Below are 18,922 nucleotides of genomic sequence, written 5' to 3'. Positions count from 1 at the left end.
GGCGGCGAGTGTAACGTATCTGATACCGAGGTAAATATTCCTGCAGCTTGATCTGTTCGCCGATTTCAACTTCGTGGTCGAAACCGGCGCCCAGTGCATTTAGAACGTGTACTTGGCTGTCAGGCCGAAGCTGCGGGGGTTACCGTAGGTGTCGGTGGAACCCCAGATAGGGCTGGTGCCGATGGCGGAGTAGTAGGTGCGGTCAAAGAGGTTGTTGACGTTCACTTGCAGGTCCAGGTGCCGGGTCACCTGGTAGCCAGCCATGACGTCTGCAACGGCATAGCTGCCTTGTTCCAGGCGGTAGCGACTGCTGTCAGCGAGGACGACGTCGTTGTACATGCGACTCTGCCAGTAGACGTTGCCGCCGATGCGCAGTTTTTCCAGTGGGCCCTGGAAGCGGTACGACGTCGTGAGCTTGAACATCCGTTCTGGGGTGTCCGTGTCGAAGCGCTGGTTTTTGTTGGCGGCGTTGGTGTCCTTGATGTAATGCACGCGGGTGTAGGTGAAACCGCCGCCGACCTGCCAGTTCTCGGTGAGTGCGCCTTGCAGTTCCAGGTCGATACCCTGGCTGCGCACCAGCCCGGAGGCGTCGTAGCAGGTGAGCTGAGGGCAACCGAGCTGGGTCGCGGCTTGGGTGGCGCGGTTCTTCTGGTCGATCTGGAACACCGCCACGCTGGCGTTGAGGGCGCCGTTGAAGTACTCGCCTTTGAGGCCCACCTCGTAGTTCTCGCCAACAATCGGCTCCAGCACTTTGCCCGAGAGGTCCTTGCTGCTTTGCGGGGTGAAGATATCGGTGTAGCTGGCGTAGACCGAGTGATGCTCGTCCAGGTCATAGATCACACCGGCGTAACGCGTCAGGTTGCGGGTGACTTTGTAGTCGCCGTTACCCTGGCGATCGTCGTAGTCATACCAGTCCAGGCGCCCGCCGAGAATCACTTTGAGCGGGTCGGCCAGGTTCAGGCGGGTGGTCAGGTAGACGCCGTCCTGGCTGGTGATGGCATGGCCTTTGCCATTGCGCACGAAGTCCGGTTTTGCACCATTGAGGGGATAGTTGGTGTCATAGGGGCTGTATTCCTTGGAGGTGGCGTCGAGGATGCGCTTGCTGGTCCCGACCACTACTTCGTGGGTGCGACCGAAGGCTTCGACCGGGCCGCTGGCGAAGGTGTCGAAGGCGTACTGTTTGTCGTCCTGATGCGACTGGTAGGCGGTTCTCGCCAGTGTGGTCCGGTAGCGCGACTGGTAGGTGCCGGTGAACACGCCGTCCAGTTGCGAGGCGGAGCCGGCGAGGTTGAGTTTCCAGCCATTGTCGAAGCGATGCTGCACGTCGCCGAACACCGTATTGATCGTCAGTTTCTTGTTTTCCCAGTCGCTGCCGGGGTTGGTGGAGCGGGGCAGGTTCAGGTGATGGCCGTCGGCGCCCAGCGGCAGGCCGCCCCAGAAGTAGTTGGTCTGGTCTTCCTGTTGCGAGAACCCCAGGGTGGCGGTGGTGTTTTCGCTGAGGTCGGCCTCACCAATGGCGTAGAACAGGCCGTGGTCGCTGGTTTCCTTGTCGCGGAAACTATTGGCATCGCGGTATGAGCCAACCACCCGGCCGCGCAGGGTGCCGCTGTCGTTCAAGGCGCTGGAAGCATCGAGTTCCCCGCGGTAGTCATCCCAACTGCCGGCTGCGCCGGTAATCGACACCTGAGGGGTAAGGGTTGGGCGCTTGCGCACGAAGTTGATTGCCGCCGAGGGGTTGCCGGCACCGGTAACCAGGCCAGTGGCGCCGCGGATCACCTCCACGCGGTCGAACATCGCCAGGTTAGGTTGCACACTGTTGGCGTAGCCGGAATAGGCGCTGGGCAGGCCGTCGAACATCATGTTGTCGATGTCGAAACCGCGCGATTTGTAGGTTTGCCGGCCCGGCCCGCTGGCTTGGCTGAGGAACAGCCCCGGCGTGTTCTTGACCACGTCGTTGACGCTGGTCATGGCCTGGTCGTCCATGCGCTGACGGGTGATGACCGTCACGGCTTGGGGCGTTTCGCGCATGCTCAGGGGCAGTTTGGTGGCGGTGGCCATCTCACCGGTGGTGTAGGACTGCGTGCCTTCGGTGGTGTCGCCAAGCTGTTGGCCGGAGATTTCGGTAGCCCCCAGTTCCAGCGGTGCTGGTTTTTCAGTGTCGGCTGCGAAGGTCGCCTGGGACGTTGCCAGGCACATCGCCATCGCCATAAAACTGGGTGAAAAAACCTTGCCGCCTGGGTGTTGAACAGACATGAACCTGACTCTCCCTGAATACCATTCCTGGCAAATAGTAAAGCTGTTGATAATTGTTCTCATCAGCTTGACAGATCAAGGCGGCCAAAAAAAGCCTTGGGGCAGAGAGGGTTAACAAGTTTTTCACATGGCAGGGGCGCGGCTTTTGCCCATGAGCCCGTCGCAGGCCGCCTATCCGGGCGGTCTGACGGCGCGCTCAACTGGATTTACGAGCGGGGTATCACCCAGGCATCAGGCCTGTTCTGATCAGCCGTAGAGCCCTGCTGATGCCCAGGTCCAATCCAGGCTGCAGGCGATCACTTCGGCGAACATATGCAGCAGGATCGGTACCCGCAGGCCACCGCTGGCGATGCGTGCAAGGGCAAGGATGCACCCAACGGCGAATATCAGCGCCAGGGTTGGCCAGTTGCCGTATTGAGTATGCAGGCTGGTGAACAGGGCGGAGGTGGCAAGAACCGAAACCCATTTCCACAGGTGGCTGCGTTCATAGGGAAACAGACGCAGTGCGTAGTGGCGCATCATCAGTTCTTCGGTGATAGGCGCCAGGATCATCAACGAAGCCAGCTTGATCAGCGTTTGCCAGGTGGTCAGGCCGGCAAACAGCTCAGCCATGAACGCTTCCCGTGGCAGCCCCAGCACCGCAACCAACAGGCCACAAAGCATATAGACGGCGAAAACGCTGATGGCGCCGACACGCAGCGGTCTGCGCAAGTCGTTGCCGCGAAACGTAGCGCCCAGATCGGCCCGATGTTGCCAGGCGAACAATGCACATAGCAGCAGCGCGACAGGACCGAGGGTGGTGATGAATGCCCCGTAAGCCTGGGTGGCGGGGGGCGCCAGCAACAATCCGGGAATCGTGCCGAAGATGAAAATGAATGCCGCCAGCACGAACATCCCGAGGCGCTTGAAGAACGGAAAATTCGCGGGGACGCCAGCGGCGAGGTGGGTGTCGGAAGGGGTGAAAACGTGGGTCACGGTCGCTCCATGCGTACGATAAAGAGTGAGGCATAATGCCATCATTCGACTGTAGGAGCATACAAAGTCGAAATGGCAGTGATCAAAACGGCGCAGATGATCCTGGGGGCGATGGGGGCCGGACAGTGTTCGGCCCCCATCGCCAGGGCACCGGCCGCGTGAAGGCGGTGTCGCAGTCTTCGCGCTCACGTCACAGATGGTCTGCATCCACCACCGCCTGGGCAAACGCCTCGGGTGCTTGCAGCGACGAGTCTGCGGCGTGTGCATGGTGAGCCTCCTACGGCTTGGTGTGCGTATGGCTCACAGTTGATCGTGCTGCTGTATCCGGACTGTTTCAGCACCGACGCCGGGTTAAACCCTATGTATCGCAGTGGCTGCCGTACACACTGCGATACACAGGCGAGGTCAGAATTTCATTCTCATGCCGGCGGCGCCTTGGCGACCGTCAAAGGCGTTGCTGTCCAGGTTGCTGTTGTAGCCCAATTCGCCGTACACGCTGAAGTCCTTGGTCACTTGTAGCGTGGCGCCGACACTGAGGCCCAGGGTGGTGGACTTCTGCTCGGTGTCGATATCGGTCACCCCGTTGAAGGTGACGGTGTTCTGCCCGGCGGAGGTATGCCAGATATTGGCCCGTGCATAGGGCAGCAAGGGCATTCCACGGACCTGGTAGTCGCCGCGCAGGCGTACACCCAGGCGCGTGGTGAGGCTGGTGTCGGCGTTGTAGGACACGTCGGAAATTCCGTCATTCTGGCTGTCCAGGTGGGTTGTGCCGACGATCGCTTGGGCCTGGGGTTCCAACACCCAGTTGCGCGTCAACGGGAACGGCCAGCCCACTTCGGCCGAGGCCGTGACGTTGTGGCCGCGGGTCTTCATCTTCACGCCACGGTCCGACTCGTTGTTGCCGTCGAAACGGGTGCCCATCAGGACCAGGTCGAGGTAGGCCTGGTTGGCGCCGATCAACGTCCAGTAAACCCCCAGGCTGTCCCCGCGCAAGGTGGTGTTGCCAGCGTCCTTGTCCTGCCAGCCGAGGTTGAAGCCCTTGATATCGCCTTTGAGCCTGCTGTGGCCGACGAAGAACCCGGCGTGCTGCACCTGGCCGTTGTCATGGGTGTGGGTATACACATCGCTGCCCACCTGGAAGCCCGTCACCGAGCTGTTCAGCGTCGGGCTCACGGCACCGGCGAAACTCTGGCGGCCGCTGTTGCCATAGACCCGGCCCCAACCGGCCGTCGACGCATCGACCTGCTGCGGGCGCTGGTCGCCCATGCGTTCGTGGAAGGTCGACAGCATGGCCTGGACGACTTGCTGCGTAGCGGGGAAGAGTGCTGCATAAATCGGCACTTCCGGGCGGTAGATCGGGATGGGGGTGATACCTGGGTTGGTCGGCAGGTCCGGGGTGTCTTCCACCGGATTAGGCAAAGGCGTCACCGGGCCTTCGGGCTGCGGTAGCGGGGTCACCGGTATCGTGGAGCGCAGGTAATAGTTTTCCGCCGTGCCCGCCGTGACGCCGCCCTTGAACAGGAAGTATTCATAGGCTCCCGCCGATACCGGGGCGGCCAGGGAGAAACTGCTGGTGGTACCGGTTGCACCGTTGAGCGCCTGAACCACCTGGATACCGTCCTGCAAGGTCTCGGCGCCGGCTCCGCCGAGGTTGCTGACGCTGATGGCGGTGGAGCCCAGGATCGCTCCCTGGCTGATCACCAGCTTGTCAGCGGCCGAGCCATCACTGCCCAACTGACTTTGCAGCGCAAGCCGGCCGCCGGTGCTGTTGTAGTTGCCGTGGACTGTCAGGGTGTCGGTGGCACTGGTGCTGCCGGTGGTCATGTCGATCAGGCCGCTGTTGTTCAGGTTCACCAGTTGGCCGGCGGCGGAAGGCGATATGGCCCCAGCGGTGGCTGACAGCGTGCTGGTAGGATCGATATTCAGGGTCCCGGTCAGGGTCAGCAGGTCACCGAGCACCAGTTCGCCAGCACCCAGGTTCAACTGCGAGGCGTTGGTGAGATTAACGTTCTCCCATTGGACGTAACGCGACGGAGTGGCTGATTGCGTTGCAACGAAATTGAGTGTGTCGTTACCTGGCCCACCGTCGATCTGCGGGGTAGGGGACAGCGTTGTTTCCGTAAGGGCCGTCAGTACCACTTTGTCGTCACCGGCGGACATCCGTATTGGACTGTGGATGATTCCGGCGCGGGTCCAGAGCAGGGTGTCATCGCCGTTACCCATGCGAATCTCCGAACCGGCATTTGCACCCACCTCGCCACCTGAAACCTCGATCAAATCATCGCCGTCGCCCAGGCTGATCGTGCCACCGATGGAACCGCCACGGACGTAAATGCGGTCCAGGCCAAAGCCCGTCGTCAGGTTGTTGACGATCCTGCCGCCGTGCATATCAAACACGTTATTGTCCAGCCGCATGTTGACCGACCCGATCAGCCCGTCGGTCATCAGCGCGTCGTCGCCGTCATCGAAGATCCCGATAATGGTGCCGCCACTCATGGTAAACCGGTCATGACCGTCACCCTGGGACACGGAATCAACGGTCCCACCGCTTTGGGCGTAGCTGTCGATCCCGCCCCCCTGGCTGATCGCACCGGCCTTGCCACCGCTGATCTGTATGACATCCGTGCCTGAGCCCTGGGTTACGGAACCGACAGTTCCCAGGTTAAGCCGAAAGATATTGCTCCCGTCGCCCTGATTCAGTGCGCCGTCGATTCCTGCCGTCGCCCCATTCACATCCACGAGATCGTTACCCGCACCGAAGGTGACGTTGCCGGTGATCCTTCCGCTGTCACGGATGTCGAGGGTGTTGTTGCCCGCGTTGTCGGTGAAGCCCGGCGCGGTGCCGCTGTCGCAGGTGGAGGTGTCGTCGCCGGAGGTGATGTTGATCGTACACGCCGCCTGGGAGAGAAGCGGCCAGGTCGTCAGAACCATCAATGACAGGATGCCCGCGTACAGCCAAGCAGGAGTGGGTGTGCGCATGATTCGTCCTCGCAGCAGAGGCATGTTGTTCACGCACCTGGTATCCAGGTGCGGTCCGAACCATGGCAACAACGAACGCGATACGGATCAGGGACTGCGGCTTACCTGCATCTGAAAACACCGGCCAATGCAAAGGGTTGGCATGGCTTTCTCGACTGCACCTCAACCAGTGCAGGGCTTTTTGCACCTTAGACGCACATTGCGTAGGCCGCTACTGTCAGAAATAACAGGTATGGACGAGTGGAAGGCTAGATCAACACGATCTCATAAGGATCGCGTATACGCTCCAGCAGCACCTGGGCCAGGATTGGCGCCAGGCCAATGGCCGGGTCACCGACCAACTGGCTGGCGAAGGCATGGACGGCGTGCAATTTACGCGCGACGCTCCAGGTGTCGAGGCGCACCTTGCGTGCGCGCTGCCAGGGGATCATCGCGCTTTCCCGCGCCGGCCAGTGCCACGCCCAGATCGGCAGCTCATACAGGCACGCGCCGACCAGGCTGCACGCCTTGGCGCTGGCGCGGCCGACGGCATCGTGGTCGTCATTGCCATCGTTGCGCCAGGTGGTAAACAGCACATCACCGGGTTGCAGGTAGCGCGCAATAAATTGGCTCATCGCTTGTTCGTGAGCGGCCAGGCCAGTGTCGCGGAACCCGCCCCGAATCCACTTCAGGCTGTGCAGCGGCATGCCCAGGCGTCGTAACGCTTCGACGCTTTCCTGGGGCCGCACCACGCTCAAGCGGCTGGCGGGCCACACATGGGAACCCGGATGGCTGGCGCTGCCGTCGGTGATGGAGATCAATTGCAGGGGGTGTCCGAGGGTGCTCAGGCGTTGCAGCAAACCGCCGCAGCCCAGCACTTCATCGCCAGGGTGGGGCGCGACAATCACCACGCGCGCGCCGGCCGGCACCAATGAGTTGAGTTGAATCGCGGGGATCTGCGCCAGCTGGGGCGCGCTGTTCCAGATTTGCGCGGGACCGCGACGGATTTCGCTCAGGGAAGCGGGCTTCATGGGTGTCACATCCTTGTCGGTTGGTGCGGGTCGTGCCCGTTGTCGGTACGACTCTCGTTATTCGCCGCAGGCTCCGCCGCGACGATTGCTCGGCACTCCAACCCTGGAGTGCCGGCAAGGCTTCCTCAGCATAGTCAAGGATCGAAGGTTTTCACATCGAGTCACCCCGTTTTTTAACGCAGCCCCTCCAGGGTCGCCACCGAATGGCCTTCACGGCTCCACAGGTCGAGCAGGAAATCCTCTTCGTGGTGTTGAACCACAGAGCGCATCGCCAGGCGTTCATGGAGCAGGGCATGTACCTGTTCGGCGGTCTGCGGGCAACCCTCGATTCGCGGGCGCCAGTGGCAGGCGAGCAACTGGCCGTCGTCGGTAAGGCTGGCGAGGGCGCGCTCGATCAGGCGGCCCAGGTCGTCGGCATCGAGGTAATAGCACAGTTCGCTCAGCACAATCAGCTCGAAGCGGCCGCCGGGCCATTGCTCCGGCAGGCGGCTTTGCTCGACGTGGGCGTGGGCAAAGCCCATCAGGCGGGTCTTGGCCAGTGCCACGGCGGCGCTGGCGGTATCGCAGCACACCAGGCGATCGCAACGCGGCGCCAGTTCGGCACTCAATTCGCCATTGGCGCAGCCGGGTTCAAAGATCGAGGCGTAACGTGGGCGGGTCAACACGGCCAGGGTCAGCGCGCGTTTGCGCCGTTCATACCAGCGCTGTCGGAAGGCCCATGGGTCATCGTTGTCGGCAAATAACTGATCGAAATACGGCGTAGCCACGCTCATACAAACACCACTTCAAAGGGTTGCAGCAAACGTTCCACCACATAGGGCGCCAACACCGGTGGCAGGCCGATATGTGGGTCGCCCTCCAGTTGGCTGGCAAACGCATGGATAGCATGGCGCTTGCGCGCCACCACCTCGGGCGCCAGGGGCAGTTTGCGCGCACGGTGCCAGGGCACCTGGCTGTCTTCGGGGGTTGCCCAGTGCCAGGTCCACACGGGCAGTTCGAACAGGCTCGCCCCCACGGCCAAGGCGGCCTTGGCGCTGGCGCGGCCGACCGCTTCATGGTCGCAATGGCCGTCCTCGCGCCAGGTGGTGAACACCACATCGTTGGGCTTGAGATAGCGCTGGATGAACGCGGCGAGCGCGGCTTCCTGTGCGGCGACCCGGCTGTCGTCAAAGCCCGCGCGCAGCCATTTCAAGCGGTGCAGCGGCACGCCAAGGCGGTGCAGGGCCTGGGCCGATTCCTGCGGGCGCACCACGCTCAGCCGTTCCGCCGGCCAGCGTCGCGAGCCAGGGTGACTGGCACGGCCATCGGTGACTGAGATCAGTTGGATCGGCCGGCCCAGCGCGGCCAGGCCCTGCAGCAGGCCACCGCAGCCGAGCACCTCATCGTCCGGGTGCGGCGCAATGATCACGGCGCGATGGCCCTCGGGCACCAGTTGCTCAACGCTGATCAGGGGCAACTGCGCCATATGGGGCGAGGCCTGCCACTGATGCAGCGGGGTGCCTTGGCCCACAATGGGATTGGGTTTCATAACTGCCACCTCCCTGGGGCGCCGCCCGCCACCTGCTCGCCGAGGGCGGCCAGGTCGCGTTCGGCATGACTTTGACGCACAAACACCGGTAAGTCCGCCATCAGCTGGGCGAAGTGCGGGTCCTTGCAATAGGGCCCGGCACCGGTCGCGCGACCGACGTGGCGCATCACCTGCTCAACCGTATCCTCGAGGGCGGCGCGCACTTGCTGGGCCAGTTGTCGGGCGTCGGCCTGCGGTTGCCGGTCGATCTGTGCGGCGCTGGCCCGCAGTACGCAGGCTGCGCTGTTCAACGCGCTGTCGACCGCACCCAGGTGGGCCAGGGCATGGGGCTCTGGGCGTTTGCTGCACTGCGCGCGCAGCACTTCGGCCAGGCGCTGTGCGGCGCCATACCAGCACGCGGCAATACCGATGCCACCGTGCCAAAAACCCGGGCGCGCCAGGTAGTCGCCCGGTGCGCCGACGGCGATGCCCAGGGCATTGTCGAAAAGGATCTCGACACTGCCCGTGGCCGCCATCCCCACGGCGTTCCAGCCCTCATCGGTCACGGTGATGCCTGGCTGATGCATCTGCACCGCGACCAACTGCTGGCGATCCTGTTCGTCCCAAGCGGTGAGCAGCCCATGGCTGACCACCGCCGCGCCGGAGCACCAGGCTTTACGCCCCTCAAGGATCAAGCGCGAGCCATCGCGGCGCACGCGGACCTTGGCCGTCGGCGGTTCGGCTGCCCACATGCCCCATGTACTGCCCAAGGGCGGCAAGGGGCTGCGCAGTTCGGCGATAATCGCCAGGGCATCGGTATGGCCTTCGAACAACTTGCACAGGCGCAAGTCATGCCCGGCTACCTGCGCCAGGCCGCTGAGGCGCTCCAGGGTCTGGCCGCTGCCGGGCAACGGCAACTGATCCAGGCCTTCTGCCTGAAGCGCCTTCAGGGCGGCGCCGAGGGCCTGCGTGTCCGCATAGCCTGGGTAGCCTTGAAGGAATCCATGCAAGGCCATGTCACACCTCGTCGTCACGCTGCAATTCAAACAGCAACAGCGAACGGCCGGTGACCGCGTATTCATGTTCGAACTCAAAGCGCTCCTGGCCGCGTACCGCTGGCTGGTTGGTATCCAGCATGCAGGTCCAGAACTCACCTTGCGGCACCGGCGGCAGGCGGAAATTGACCATGTCGTGATGGGCATTGACCACCAGCAACAAGGTGGCATCGGCGCCCGCGCGGCGAATCCCGGTTTCCTGGGCGCGACCATCCATCAACATGCCCAGGCAGCGACCATGGCTGTCTTCCCATTGCTCGGTCGTCATCTCGTTGCCATCCGGTGACAGCCAGGTGACGTCCTTCACGCCGATATCTTCGTTGTAGTCGCCCACCAGGAAGCGACCCCGACGCAGGATCGGATAAGCCATTCGCAGCTTGATCAGGCGTTTGACGAACTTGAGCAGCGCCTTGCCGTCGTCGTCCAGGTCCCAGTTGACCCAGCCGATTTCGCTGTCCTGGCAATAGGCGTTGTTATTGCCGTGCTGGGTGCGGGCGAACTCGTCCCCGGCCACCAGCATCGGCGTGCCTTGGGCCAGCAGCAGCGTGGCGAAGAAGTTGCGCATCTGGCGCAGGCGCAGTGCGTTGATTTCAGGGTCGTCGGTGGGGCCTTCGACGCCGTGGTTCCAAGACAGGTTGTTGCTGGTGCCGTCCTGGTTGTTTTCGTCGTTGTCTTCGTTGTGCTTGTCGTTGTAGGAGACCAGGTCGTGCAAGGTGAAACCGTCATGGGCGGTGATGAAGTTCACCGAGCTGTACGGGCGACGGCCGCGATGGTTGAACATCTCGCCGGAGGCGGTCATGCGCCCGGCAAAATCTGCAAGCTGGCCGTCGTCACCTTTCCAGAAGGCACGCACGGTGTCGCGGAAACGGTCGTTCCATTCCACCCAGCCTGGCGGGAAGTTACCCACCTGGTAGCCGCCGGGGCCGCAGTCCCAGGGTTCGGCGATAAGTTTCAACTGGCGCAGGACCGGGTCCTGGCGACAGGCGACGAGGAAACTGTGGCGCTCGTCGAAGCCGTCACGGTAGCGGCCGAGGATGGTCGCCAGGTCGAAGCGGAAACCGTCGACGTGCATTTCGTTGGCCCAATAACGCAGCGAGTCGGTCACCATCTGCAGGACGCACGGGTGGCTCAGGTCGAGGGTGTTGCCCGTGCCGGAGTCGTTGATATAGAAGCGCTTGTCGTCGGGCATCAGGCGATAGTAAGAGGCGTTGTCGATGCCGCGCATGGACAGGGTCGGGCCGCGCTCATTGCCTTCGGCGGTGTGGTTGTAGACCACGTCGAGGATCACTTCCAGCTTGGCTTCGTGCAGGTGCGCGACCATCTCCTTGAACTCGGCGATCTTGCCGCTGGCCAAGTAGCGTGGGTCGGGGGCGAAGAACGCGATGCTGTTGTAGCCCCAGTAGTTGGTCATGCCTTTTTCCAGCAAGTGCTGGTCGTTGACAAAGGCGTGCACGGGCAGCAGCTCGACCGAGGAAATGCCCAACTGACGGATATGCTTGAGCACGTCATCTTCCATCAGGCCGGCGCAGGTACCGCGCACCGACTCGCCCACCGATGGGTGGCGCATGCTGATGCCACGCAGGTGGGTTTCATAAATGATCGTACGGTCCCAGGGCACACGCACAGGCTGGTCGTTGCCCCAGGTGTGCGCCGGGTCGATGACTTTGCATTTGGGCACGAAGGGGGCGCTGTCGCGTTCGTCGAAACTGAGGTCGTCGTCCGGGTGGCCGATGGTGTAGCCGAACAGCGCCTCGGACCATTTGAGTTCGCCCACCAGCTGTTTGGCATAGGGGTCGATCAGCAATTTGTGGTGGTTGAAACGATGGCCGTTGGCCGGGTCATACGCACCGTACACGCGGTAGCCGTAAATCAGCCCGGGGTGGGCGTCGGGCAGATAGCCGTGGAAGATTTCGTCGGTGTATTCAGGCAGTTCGATGCGTTCGATTTCGACTTCGCCGGTATCGTCGAACAGGCACAGCTCGACTTTGGTGGCGTTGGCCGAGAACAGGGCAAAGTTGACACCCAGGCCGTCCCAGGTCGCGCCCAGGGGGAAGGGCAAACCTTCGCGGATCCGCGATGGCTCGTGGGCCGGGGCCGCTTGGTGGTTATCGGCTTTGCTCATTGTGTTGCTCCTGCAAGGGTCTTTTTTCGGGCCAAACGCGGCCGTGCTGACATGGTTCAGCTGACAATCGGGAAAGTGAAATGACCACCTGCCGACCGTATCGGCAGGTGGCTCATGAGGTCACGAGGCTTAAGGCTTGGGCTTTTTTGGCGCCGCCGGCTTTTTTGCCGCTGGGGGTGCCGGTTTGCTTGGGGCCGCTGCCGCAGGCTTGGCTTTCGCCGCTGGCTTGGGCGCGGTCTTGGGCTTGGCGGCCGGCTTGGGTTTGCTCGGCGTCAGCGCTTCGGCCTCTGCCAGCTTGCGCGCCATCTCCCAGTGGCGTGCATCTTGACCGTGGGGCTTGCCCTCGGACTCCCAGATTTGATGCGCCAATTCGCGAATGCGTTTGTCTTCAGTACTCATCACAATGCTCCTCACAGAAAATTTTCAGCTTTCTTGATCATCAGGATTGATAAAGACATTGACCGGGAAATCCCCCAGCGCAGTGCTGATCAACAGCTCCTTGTCTGGTGTGACTGCGACTGTATGAAAAAGTCCCTTCCAGTTTTCGGTTGGCGCGGCGAACGGTAATTTCACCCGTGTATCGCCCCAAACCCGCGCATTGATCTGGGGGTGCACACCCTTTTCAAGCAGGCGATGGGGCCAGCGTGGCACCACCACCAGCACGCGTTTGCCCTGGTGCTCGCGGCAAAATGCAACCACGTGTTCGGCGTGTTGGCCCACCACATCCAGGGGCGTGTAGCGGCCCTGTTGAAACACCTCGGGGTGGGCCTTGCGCAAGGCCAGCGCCTGGGCGATCACCGCCTGTTTGACCCGCCCGTCACGCCAGTTGAACAGCAACTCGCCGAGGTCGAGTGGTGCATTCAGCGCACGTTGCCGCGCGTTGAAATCCACCGGGCGACGGTTGTCCGGGTCCACCAGGCTGAAGTCCCAGAACTCATCACCCTGGTAAAGGTCCGGTACCCCAGGCACGGTAAGGCGAAGCAAGGATTGCGCCAGCCCATTGACCGCGCCGGCAGGTGCGATGGCCTGGGCGGCACTGGCGATGGCGGTGCGCAGGGGCAGGCCGTCGTCGCTGAGCAGCAGGCGCGAAAGGAACGCTTCTACCCCTTGTTCGTAGGTGTCGTTGGGGGCGCTCCAACTGCTTTGCAGCTTGGCTTCGCGCAAGGCTTTCTGTTGCCACTGCCACAGGCGCTGTTGATAGGCCTGGAGCGCTTCACGGTCGTCCAGATGCAGGTCCAAAGGCCAACTGCCGAGCAACACTTGATAGAGGATCAGCTCATCACCGGCCGACGGGCTACTGGTGTCATTGCGCAACGGCGTCGCGAGGGTGCGCCAGTGCTCCACCTGTCCGGCATACCACGGTGCGCATTCGCTCAGTACCGCGAGGCGTGCGCGGCTGTCTTCACCGCGCTTGTGGTCGTGGGTGGCAGTGGCCAGCAGGTTGTCGGGGAACGTCTGCAGGCGCTGTTGGTTGACGCGGTGGAAGTCTGTCACGGGGGCGCTGAACTGCTCGGTACTGAAGCCCACATCGTTGCGCGACAACAATACCGCCGAGCGATAGAACGCGGTGTCTTCCACGGCCTTGGCGGCCGCCGGCGAGGTCAGTTGCTGGAAGCGCACGCAGGCGTGCTTGAGTATCTTGCGCTCGCGACCGACGGGGCGGTCGCGCCAGGGTTGCCCGCCCAGCCATTTTTCCAGGTGATCGAGCACCGGCCAGTCGCCCTCGCTCAAGGTGCTGCGCGCACCGGCCAGGGCCTGCTGGAAAAAGACGTCGTCGCGCTCGCTGCGGCCTCGGGCGCTGATATAGGTGCGGTACACCGGGAAGTGCACGATCAGCTCCTGCAAGGCGCGGCGAATGGCGCCCAGGGTCAGGTCGCGGGTCATCACATCGTCACGGGCCACTTGCAACAGGGCCTGGGCCACGCTTTCAAAGTCGCCGCCCAGGGAGCCATTGAGAATCTGCTGACGCGCCAGCCGAGCCTCTTCGATAAAGGCTGAGGGCCGTTCGCTGTGTCGGGTCCACAGCTCGGCCAGCGGTTCGAAGCCCTGCGGGTCGTGTTGCAGCAGCGACAGTTGGTTCATGAATTCGTAGCCGGTGGTGCCGTCCACCTGCCAGTCTTCGCGCAGGGTTTCGCCTTCGCCGAGGATTTTTTCCACGAAGATCGGCAGATGGCGCTGTGGCGACAGTGAGTCGACACGCCGGCGCAATTTGCGGCAATACCCGCGCGGATCGGCCAGGCCGTCGATATGGTCGATGCGCAGGCCGTCCACCAGGCCCTCGCTGATCAGCTCGAAGATCTTGCCGTGGGTGGCTTCGAACACCGCGCTGCGTTCCACGCGCAGGCCGCCCAGTTCGTTGACGTCGAAGAAACGCCGCCAGTTGATATCGTCGGCCGCGGTGCGCCAGCTGGCCAGGCGGTAGGCTTGTTGTTCGAGCAGGTGATGCAGGCGCTGGAAACCGTCGGGTTGGCGCCCATCGAATTCGCCCAGGCGGTGTTCGATGGCCTCGCGTACGGCGCCGTGGGTAGCACGCTCGACCAGTGCCTGCTTGAGCCAGGCGGCTTCGGCGTAGGCGTCGTCCTGATAGGCGAGGGCGCTGAAGCGGTCGGCGAGGGGTTTGAGCAGTTCATCAGCGCCGAGGATCGCCGCGTAATCCCGTGGGCAGACCGGAAAGCGATGCTCGTAGTGTTCGACGTAGAACGTGCCATGGGCGGCGTCAAAATGCAGGGTCAGGGTGCCGGTTTGCAGGGCTTCGCCGTAGTCGCTGCCCAGAAACGGCATGAGCAATTGGCCCTTGAGCAGCGGGTCGGGGGAGTGCCACTGGATGTCGAAGAACTCGCTGTAGGGGCTCAGGCGGCCCCATTCCAGCAGGTCGAGCCACCACGGGTTGTCGGCGCCACCGACGGCCATGTGGTTGGAGACGATGTCGAGGATCAGCCCCATCTTATGTTCACGCAGTGCGGCGACCAGCCGGCGCAATGCCGCTTCGCCACCCAGTTCTGGGTTGACGCGGGTGGGGTCGACCACGTCATAGCCATGCATCGAGCCGGCGCGGGCGGCGAGCAGCGGCGAGGCGTACAGGTGGCTGATACCCAATTGGGCAAAATACGGCACCAGTGGCACCGCGTCGTCCAGGGTGAAACCTTTATGGAATTGCAGGCGCTGGGTTGCGCGCAGGGGCAGTGCGTTCATCGGTCACGCTCATAGGCTTGGTTGCGCGCGACGGCCAGCAGTTCGAGGCGGCGGGCGGCGCCGGCATTGTCGAGCAGGCTGGAGGCTTCGCCGGGCAAGCGACGGCGCCAATTCGGGTGGGTATCGGTGGTGCCGGGCAGGTTGGCTTGTTCTTCAAGGCCCAGCGCATCTTCCAGCGGCAGCAACACCAGCGGCGCGCGGGTATGCCCCAGGTAGCGCACACTGGCGTCGATCATGTGGTCGGTCTCATTGCGGATTTCATCGATGAAATTCTGCGGGTCCTGGCTCAGGGCCTGGCGCAACGCCTGGCGCTCACGCAGGCGGTGCTCGCGCCATTGCTCCACAGTGGGGGCGTCGATCAGGCCCAGTTGGACGTTCCAGTCGATATCGCGGCTGTGCCACCAGCCATTGAGGGTCGGCAAGTCGTGGGTGCTGGTGGTGGCCAGCGCGTTGTCCGGCCAGTCGAGGATCGGCTTGAACTGGCCATCGTGGCCTTGTTCGAACAACAGCACGCGCATGCCCAGGATCGAACGGCCAATGAGTTTTTCACGCAGGCCGTCGGGCACGGTGCCGAGGTCCTCACCGAGCACGATGGCCTGGTGGCGGTGGGATTCCAGGGCGAGCAAGCGCAGCAGGTCGTCCACCGGGTAATACAGGTAGGCGCCTTCGCGAGGCGAGGCGTCCATGGGAATCACCCACAGGCGTTGCAGGCCCATCACATGGTCGATGCGCAAGCCGCCGGCATGCGCAAAGTTGGCCCGCAGCATTTCGATAAAGGCCCGGAAGCCGTTGCGCTTGAGGCCTTCGGGGGAAAATGCGGAAATCCCCCAGCCTTGCCCGGCGCGGTTGAGAATGTCGGGCGGCGCACCCACGGTAAGGTCGGCGAGCAACTCATCCTGGCGACTCCAGGCCTGGCTGCCACCGCCGTCGGCGCCTACGGCCAGGTCGGCGATCAACCCGACACCCATGCCGCTGCCACGTGCCGCCTGTTGCGCGCGCTCCAGGCAACGGGCGATCAGCCATTGGCTGAACGCATAAAAGCCGATATCGGCCGCGTGCTCTTCAGCGAAATGCACCAGTGCCGGGCTCTGTGGCGAACGCCATTCCTGCGGCCAGTGGCGCCAGTCGAGTGATTCGCCCGCGGCCGCGCGTACGGCCTGCACCGCTTCGAAGCGGCAATGGTTTTCCAGGGCTTCACCGCCAGCCTGGCGGAAGCTCAGGAAGTCGGCGTGTTGCGGGTGGTGGCCGTGGCGGAAGTCTTCATACAAGGCACGCAACAGGCGCTGCTTGGCCTTGGCGGCGGCCGGCCAATCGATCAGGGTGTGTTGTTCCAGGGCGTGCAGTTCCTCCGCCAGGCCGCAGGCCTCAATGGCGTTACGGACTTCACGTTCGCCGAGGACGCAGCCAGGCGAAGCATACAGGCTGTTGAGAAATAACCGGCTCGAGGGCGAGTACGGGCTATAGCGCTCGGGGTCGGCACTGAACATCGCATGCATCGGGCTGATGGCCAAGGCATCGGCGCCGCGTTCGGCGGCCGAACGGGCCAGGTGTTCCAGGGCCAGGGTGTCGCCAAAGCCACCGTCGCCGAGGCGGCGCAAAGAATACAATTGGGCACTCAGGCCCCAGGCGCGGGCGGTGGCGGTGTCGACTGCTTCGGCGACGCTGTAGCAGTGAGTGGGGGCCACCGCGAGGGTGAAGGTCTGGTCGTCGATATGCACCTGGTGATAGCCGAGGGCGATCACTCCGGGCAACACGGCGTGGCTGTCCAGGCGCAGTTGCAGGGTTTCGCCGTCTTCCAGGTGGACGCGGCAGGGGGTGTCGGGCGCAAAGAAATGCCCGAGGTCCAAGCCATCGCCGCTGTCGACGGTCATCAGGGGTGGCAAGTGTTTGTCTTGTTGCACCTGCTCCAATTCAAGCAGGCTGGCATCGACCTGGGCATCGTTGTCGGCCGGGTGACCCAGGCCTTTTAATACCGCGCGCAAGGCGTCGGCTGTCACGCGTTGCGGGCGGCCGTTGGCGTCGATCCAATCGACGGCCAACCCCGCTCGGCTGGCGAGTATTTCCAGGTTCGCTTCACTCAAAGGTGCTCTCCAACAGGGGATAAGGTGACGCGCGCGCTGAAGGGCGCCAGGTGCGGGCCTTCATGGGCGGGCGTTTGGAACAGAAGCTGCGGCGGCGCGGGGCAATCGAGGGGCGCACGGCTCAGGTTCAGATCGATCTGTAACAGGCTGCCATTGCCCAGGCGCCAGCGCGCGCTGACGGCGCCGTCTGCCAGCACGTGCGCGCCCAAGGCCACGCTGCCCGGCAGGTGCGGCACGATATGCCGGTGGCGCAGGCTCAGCAGCTGGCGGTAGAAGTGGGCGTGTTCGTTTTCCACCAGGTTCGGCGCCGATTGCACAAAGGTGGGCAGCGCGTTGGGATCTGGGATGTGTTCGCGCCGTTCGGGGTCCTTGAACGCGGCGAAATCGGCGAATTCATTGCGCCGGCCCTCACGCACCGCTTCGGCCAGTTCGCCATGGTGGTCGGTGAAAAACAGGAACGGCTCGCTCGCGTTGACTTCATCGCCCATGAACATCAGCGGGATCATCGGTGACATCAGCAACAAGGTCGTGGCGGCCTGCAACGCCTGCGGCGAGCACAGTTGATGCAGGCGTTCGCCCAAGGCGCGATTGCCGATCTGGTCATGGTTCTGCAAGAACGCCACGAAGGCCGTGGGTGGCAAGTCGCCACTGGGTTCGCCGCGCTCATGGCCGTGGCGGGTGGTGTGGCCTTGGTAGATAAAGCCTTCGCTCAGACAACGCGCCAGTTTGGCAGTGGGCTCCTGGGCAAAGTCGCTGTAATAGGCGTCGGTTTCGCCGGTCAGCAACACATGCAACACATTATGAAAGTCATCATTCCATTGCGCGTCGAAATCGTGCTTCAACAGGTGGGCCTGGTTGAGCTCGTTTTCCAGCACCAGCCACACATGCCGGCCGGTGTCCACCTGTTGGCGCACGCGGTGGGCCAGCTCCTGCAGGAAACCGGGGTTGTCGATGGCGTGTACCGCGTCCAGGCGCAGGCCGTCGAAGCGGTATTCGAGCAGCCACATCAGCGCGTTATCGAGGAAAAAATCCCGCACTTCGCGGCGATTGAAATCGATACCCGCGCCCCAAGGTGTGTGCACATCCTGCTGGAAGAAGCCCTTGGCGTACTGGCCCAGGTAATTGCCGTCAGGGCCGAAGTGGTTGTAAACCACGTCGAGGATCACCGCCAGGCCATGTTCATGGGCGCTGTCGATCAGGTGCTTGAGCTGTTCGGGGGAGCCGTAGGCGGCGTGCGGTGCATACGGCAGCACCCCGTCATAGCCCCAATTGCGCTCGCCGGGAAATTGCGCCAGAGGCATCAATTCGATTGCGGTGACGCCCAGCTCGGCCAGGCGTGGCAGGTGTTTCTCGACACCGGCGTACCCACCCATCGCGCCGACGTGCAGTTCGTAGATCACCGCTTCATGCCAGGGGCGGCCTTGCCACTGGCTGTGTCGCCATGGGTAGGCGAGCGGGTCGACCACCAGGCTCCAACCGTGCACGTCCGAGGCTTGCGCCCTGGACGCAGGGTCGGGAACATCCATTTCGCCATCGATGTTGTAGCGGTAGCGCGTGCCCGCCGGGCACTGGATCTCTATCTCGAACCAGCCCTCTGCCTGAGGCAACATGGCGAGGGACCGGCCGTCTTCCAATTCAACGCTGACATAAAACGCGTCTGGCGCCCACAAGGCAAAACGCGTGTGTTGCGCGTCCAACATGATTGCGCCGTGGGGCCAGGTTTCCAAAGTCCGTAACGGCATCTATGA

At 63.1% G+C, this 18,922-nt stretch carries 12 protein-coding genes; all 12 read right to left on the bottom strand.

Features of this window, described 5'->3' with window-relative positions:
* Window positions 1-99 precede the first annotated feature (99 nt).
* Entirely contained in the window at window positions 100-2,253 is a 2,154-nt protein-coding gene (locus QU606_RS20650; RefSeq protein WP_069076275.1) for a TonB-dependent siderophore receptor, read from the bottom strand.
* A gap of 246 nt (window positions 2,254-2,499) precedes the next feature.
* Window positions 2,500-3,228: a CPBP family intramembrane glutamic endopeptidase gene (locus tag QU606_RS20645; protein WP_069076276.1), complete on the bottom strand. Its 729-nt coding sequence runs from the start codon at window positions 3,226-3,228 to the stop codon at window positions 2,500-2,502.
* A 405-nt stretch (window positions 3,229-3,633) separates the two neighbouring features.
* On the bottom strand, window positions 3,634-6,207 hold the full coding sequence (locus QU606_RS20640) for an autotransporter outer membrane beta-barrel domain-containing protein (protein ID WP_102623491.1): 2,574 nt from the start codon (window positions 6,205-6,207) through the stop codon (window positions 3,634-3,636).
* A 248-nt stretch (window positions 6,208-6,455) separates the two neighbouring features.
* Window positions 6,456-7,217 carry a PIG-L deacetylase family protein gene (locus QU606_RS20635; RefSeq protein ID WP_024075749.1) on the bottom strand — a complete coding sequence of 254 codons (762 nt, stop codon included), beginning with the start codon at window positions 7,215-7,217 and terminating at the stop codon, window positions 6,456-6,458.
* Between the two features lie 173 nt (window positions 7,218-7,390).
* Window positions 7,391-7,990 (bottom strand): SAM-dependent methyltransferase, encoded by a 600-nt coding sequence (locus QU606_RS20630; protein ID WP_069076278.1) that lies wholly within the window; start codon window positions 7,988-7,990, stop codon window positions 7,391-7,393.
* Window positions 7,987-8,745, bottom strand: a complete 759-nt coding sequence (locus QU606_RS20625; protein WP_024075747.1) for a PIG-L deacetylase family protein — start codon at window positions 8,743-8,745, stop codon at window positions 7,987-7,989. The genes QU606_RS20630 and QU606_RS20625 overlap by 4 nt, the downstream gene beginning before the upstream one ends.
* Window positions 8,742-9,740: an acyl-CoA dehydrogenase family protein gene (locus QU606_RS20620; protein ID WP_024075746.1), complete on the bottom strand. Its 999-nt coding sequence runs from the start codon at window positions 9,738-9,740 to the stop codon at window positions 8,742-8,744. The genes QU606_RS20625 and QU606_RS20620 overlap by 4 nt, the downstream gene beginning before the upstream one ends.
* 1 nt (window position 9,741) lies before the next feature.
* A complete protein-coding gene (gene glgX, locus QU606_RS20615) occupies window positions 9,742-11,901 on the bottom strand; it encodes a glycogen debranching protein GlgX (protein WP_024075745.1) in 2,160 nt (719 codons plus the stop codon).
* A 129-nt stretch (window positions 11,902-12,030) separates the two neighbouring features.
* On the bottom strand, window positions 12,031-12,300 hold the full coding sequence (locus QU606_RS20610) for a DUF2934 domain-containing protein (protein WP_024075744.1): 270 nt from the start codon (window positions 12,298-12,300) through the stop codon (window positions 12,031-12,033).
* Between the two features lie 24 nt (window positions 12,301-12,324).
* Window positions 12,325-15,093, bottom strand: coding sequence for a malto-oligosyltrehalose synthase (locus tag QU606_RS20605; RefSeq protein WP_304997445.1), 2,769 nt, complete (start codon window positions 15,091-15,093; stop codon window positions 12,325-12,327).
* Window positions 15,090-17,174, bottom strand: a complete 2,085-nt coding sequence (gene malQ / locus QU606_RS20600) for a 4-alpha-glucanotransferase (protein ID WP_069076281.1) — start codon at window positions 17,172-17,174, stop codon at window positions 15,090-15,092. Before malQ ends, QU606_RS20605 begins: the two co-directional genes overlap by 4 nt.
* A complete protein-coding gene (treZ, locus tag QU606_RS20595; RefSeq protein WP_024075741.1) occupies window positions 17,171-18,916 on the bottom strand; it encodes a malto-oligosyltrehalose trehalohydrolase in 1,746 nt (581 codons plus the stop codon). The genes malQ and treZ overlap by 4 nt, the downstream gene beginning before the upstream one ends.
* Between the last annotated feature and the right edge of the window lie 6 nt (window positions 18,917-18,922).

The organism is Pseudomonas sp. OVF7, assembly GCF_030644265.1.
GTDB lineage: Bacteria > Pseudomonadota > Gammaproteobacteria > Pseudomonadales > Pseudomonadaceae > Aquipseudomonas > Aquipseudomonas gorinensis.
Note: the sequence above shows the minus strand (reverse complement) of the source record. Positions and strands in the feature narration are given on the sequence as shown.